Below are 3545 nucleotides of genomic sequence, written 5' to 3' on the forward strand. Positions count from 1 at the left end.
GGCCGGGTTCTCCTTCCCGCCGGGCGGAATCGCAGCCCCGTTGAGCCCGAATCCCTTGCCGGGTGAGAACCGGCTGTCGGCGGTCGGATCCTTGAAGTCCGGCAGGCCGTTCGCGCGCAGGCACTGGGCCGACCGGACCCCGGCCTGGATCAGTTTCGGCGGTGGCGGCCCCTGATCCCGCATCGAGAAGCTCGCCGCCCCGATCAGGTCGTGGCAGGCCGTCTGAATGGCGTCGAGCTGCGGCCCTTCGAGGCTGCGCAGGGCGACGTCATCGGTGTAGACGTAGCCGTCCGCGGTCAGCAGCGGGTCCTGGTAGTTGGGTGCGCCGTGTTGCCTGATGCAGTCGGCGGCGGCGTGCAGCTTCGCCCGGCGGCCGGCACTGCCGTCCCCGCCCACCGCGTTGGGATTGTCGCTGTCGCCGTTGTTGCCGGTGCCCGAGCCGGCACTGGCACTGGTGGCCAGGCGAGGCACGGTCGGCGACGCCGGCTCGTCGGTGCACCCGGCGACAGCGGTCAGCGCGACGGTGACCACGGCGGTCACCAGGAAGCGTTTCATGACGAACCCCCGGATTGATTGATGTCGGAACCGGTGTACCGGGGCGGCGATGACATCAGCGCTACGCGCCGTGTAGGACGAATGTCATCTCCGGCGGGGCACAATGACCGCATGCGCGTGCTGGTGGTCGAGGACCACGTCACGTTGGCCGCCCGCATCGGCGAGGGCCTGCGCGATGCCGGGATGGCGGTCGACGTCGTCCATGACGGGGCCGCCGCGCTGACCGGCGTGGCCGAAACCACCTACGACGTGGTCGTCCTCGACCGGGACCTGCCGGTGGTGCACGGAGACCACGTCTGCCGGACCCTCGCGATCGACACCGCGGCCCGGATCCTCCTGCTGACCGCGGCCACGTCGATCGCCGACCGGGTGGACGGCCTGGAACTGGGCGCGGACGACTACCTCGGCAAACCGTTCGCGTTCCCCGAGCTGGTCGCCCGGGTGCGCGCTCTGGCTCGCCGGACGCCATCGGCGCCACCGCTGATCCAGCGCGGGAACCTGATGGTGGACCGGGCCCGCCACCGGGCGAGCCGCGCCGGGCAGGCGTTGTCGCTGACCCGCAAGGAGTTCGGCGTCCTGGAGATGCTGCTGGCCGCCGACGGTGCCGTGGTCAGCGCCGAACAGATGCTGGAACACGTGTGGGACGCCCACGCCGACCCGTTCAGCAACGTCGTCTCGGTGACGCTGGCCCGGTTGCGGCGCAAGCTGGGACCGCCGCCACTGATCGAGACGGTGGTCGGCCGGGGCTACCGGCTATGACGAGAATCCGCCTCCGGCTCACCGTCCGGGTGCGCCTCACCCTCATCTACACCGGGCTCTTCGCGATCGGCGGGATCATCCTCGTGGCGATCACCTACGGCCTGCTCGCGGCGAACCTGCCCGGCCCCGACCCGAAGGCCGCTGCCGCCGTGAAGCCCGTCCCGGGTGATCTCCTCGACTTCTGCGCACGGGCGGCCGACGATCCGAACGCCGACCCCACCCTGCTGTACAAGTGCAAGGCGGCGTACGCGGAGGGTGTCTTCGAGGGGGTGACCACTCAGCGTCAGGCGACGCTCGATCGCCTGCTCTGGTATTCGCTGGGCACCGTCTCCGCGGTCACGCTGCTGGCCGCGGTGGCGGGTTGGCTGGTCGCCGGTCGCGTGCTGCGACCCGTGCACCGGATCACCGAGGCGGCTCGCAACGCATCCGAGGACGACCTCGGCGCCCGCGTCGCGCTGGCCGGTCCGCGCGACGAGCTCCGGGAGCTGGCGGACACCTTCGACGAGATGCTGGACCGCCTGCAGTCGGCCTTCGAGGGTCAGCGCCGGTTCATCGCCAACGCCGGCCACGAGTTGCGGACGCCGCTGACGGTCATGCGTACGTCCGTCGACGTGGTGCTCGCCAAGCCCGAGCCCACCCGCGCCGAGCTGCTGGGCATGGGCCGCGACATCCGGGCCGCCGTGTGTCACGCCCAGGCTTTGACCGACGCGCTGCTCACCCTTGCCAGCACCGACCGAGCGGAGATCGGCACGGAGCGGGTCGACCTGGCCACGGTCACCGAGGATGCGATCGACTCGGCCGCGCCCGCCGGTCGCGGGTTGCACCTGCACACGGCGCTGGCGCCGGCGCCCACCTCCGGCGATGCGATCCTGCTCGAGCGGCTCGCGATCAACCTCGTCGACAACGCGGCGCGGTACAACCTGCCGGGCGGTGGCGATGTGTGGGTCACCACGGCGACGGCCGGCGACCGGGCCGAGCTGACCGTGGACAACACCGGCCCGGTCATCGCCGCGGAGGCGGTCGATGGGCTGTTCGAGCCGTTCCGCCGGCTGCACGACCGCACCGGCGACGGTGGATTCGGTCTCGGGCTGGCGATCGTGGCAACGATCGCGGCGGCGCACGGCGGCCACGCGGAAGCCCGGCCCCGCCCGGGCGGCGGGCTGAGCGTCAGGGTCGACCTGCCCCTCACCTCCTAGCCGCGCCCCGCCTGCCGCCCCGCCTGCCGAGGCCGAGCTGACTGACGCCGGCGGATCGCTGAAGAGTGTTGTGCGACACATTCAACTCGTGTTTACTGCACGCAACACGAGTTGAATGGAGACGCGATGCCGCGAATCATCCTCGACATGGACCTTGCGATGGGGGCTCCCGGCTCCGACATCGACGACGGTTTCGCTCTGGCTCTGGCCCACGCCGACCCCGGGATCGAGCTCGAACTGCTCACCCTGGTCAACGGCAACACCGACGTCGAGAGCGCAACGATCCTGACCGGCGAGCTGGTGCGGCGTCTCGGCATCAAGGACGTCCCGATCATCAAGGGCGCGGCCGCCGCGTTCACGCATCCCGAGGTCGTCCGGACGCCCGCCGACCACGTGGAGGCGCTGCGTGGCAGCGTCCCGCCGCCCACCCCGGGCTATGCCGCGGCCGCGATCGCCGAGCACATCATGGCGAACCCGGGCGAGATCACGCTCGTCGCGATCGGCCCCCTCACCAACGTGGCGGCCGCCCTGAACCTGGAGCCGCGGCTCGCCTCCGCCGTGAAGGAGATCGTGATCATGGGCGGCATCTTCTTCGGGACGATGACCGACCGCACCATGCCCGGCGAGTTCAACGTCTGGATGGACCCGGAGGCGGCGCAGGCCGTCCTGCGCTCGGGCGCCCCGCAGCGCTGGGTCGGCCTCGATGTGACGCTGCAGGTCCGGCTCACCCGCGAGCACGCCGCGCGGCTGATCGCCTCCGATACGCCGTTCGCGCCCTTCGCCGGCGAGTCGACCATCGCCTGGATCGACCACCTCAAGGAGCGCTACCCCGGCAGCGCCATCGACGCCGACTCCTGCGCGATGCACGATCCGCTCGCCGTCGCCGTGCTCACCCGCCCGGACATCTGCGAGTTCCGCGAGGTCGCCGTCTCGATCGTCACCGGTGACGGCGAGGCCCGCGGCGTCATGATCACCGATCGGCGGGAGAGCTCCGACCCGCCGCCCGCCAACTGCCGCGTCGCGGTCGGCGTGAAC

The 3545-nt window shown here is 71.4% G+C and carries 4 protein-coding genes; 3 read left to right on the plus strand and 1 reads right to left on the minus strand.

The annotated features are described in order from the left end of the window. Positions 1–555, minus strand: a 555-nt coding sequence (locus tag AB0M20_RS32525) for a hypothetical protein (RefSeq protein ID WP_364304163.1), incomplete at its 3' end; no start/stop codon positions are given. 111 nt (positions 556–666) lie between these two features. Here AB0M20_RS32525 and AB0M20_RS32530 point away from each other — a divergent pair. The 3 genes from AB0M20_RS32530 to AB0M20_RS32540 form a co-directional block, all read left to right on the plus strand. After that, on the plus strand, positions 667–1314 hold the full coding sequence (locus AB0M20_RS32530; protein ID WP_364304164.1) for a response regulator transcription factor: 648 nt from the start codon (positions 667–669) through the stop codon (positions 1312–1314). Further along, complete coding sequence (locus tag AB0M20_RS32535) at positions 1311–2510, plus strand: HAMP domain-containing sensor histidine kinase (RefSeq protein ID WP_364304166.1); 1200 nt, start codon at positions 1311–1313, stop codon at positions 2508–2510. Before AB0M20_RS32530 ends, AB0M20_RS32535 begins: the two co-directional genes overlap by 4 nt. A 126-nt stretch (positions 2511–2636) precedes the next feature. Continuing rightward, positions 2637–3545, plus strand: a 909-nt coding sequence (locus AB0M20_RS32540) for a nucleoside hydrolase (RefSeq protein WP_364304167.1), incomplete at its 3' end; no start/stop codon positions are given.

This window comes from Actinoplanes sp. NPDC051633 (assembly GCF_040681735.1).
Classification (GTDB): Bacteria; Actinomycetota; Actinomycetes; order Mycobacteriales; family Micromonosporaceae; genus Actinoplanes.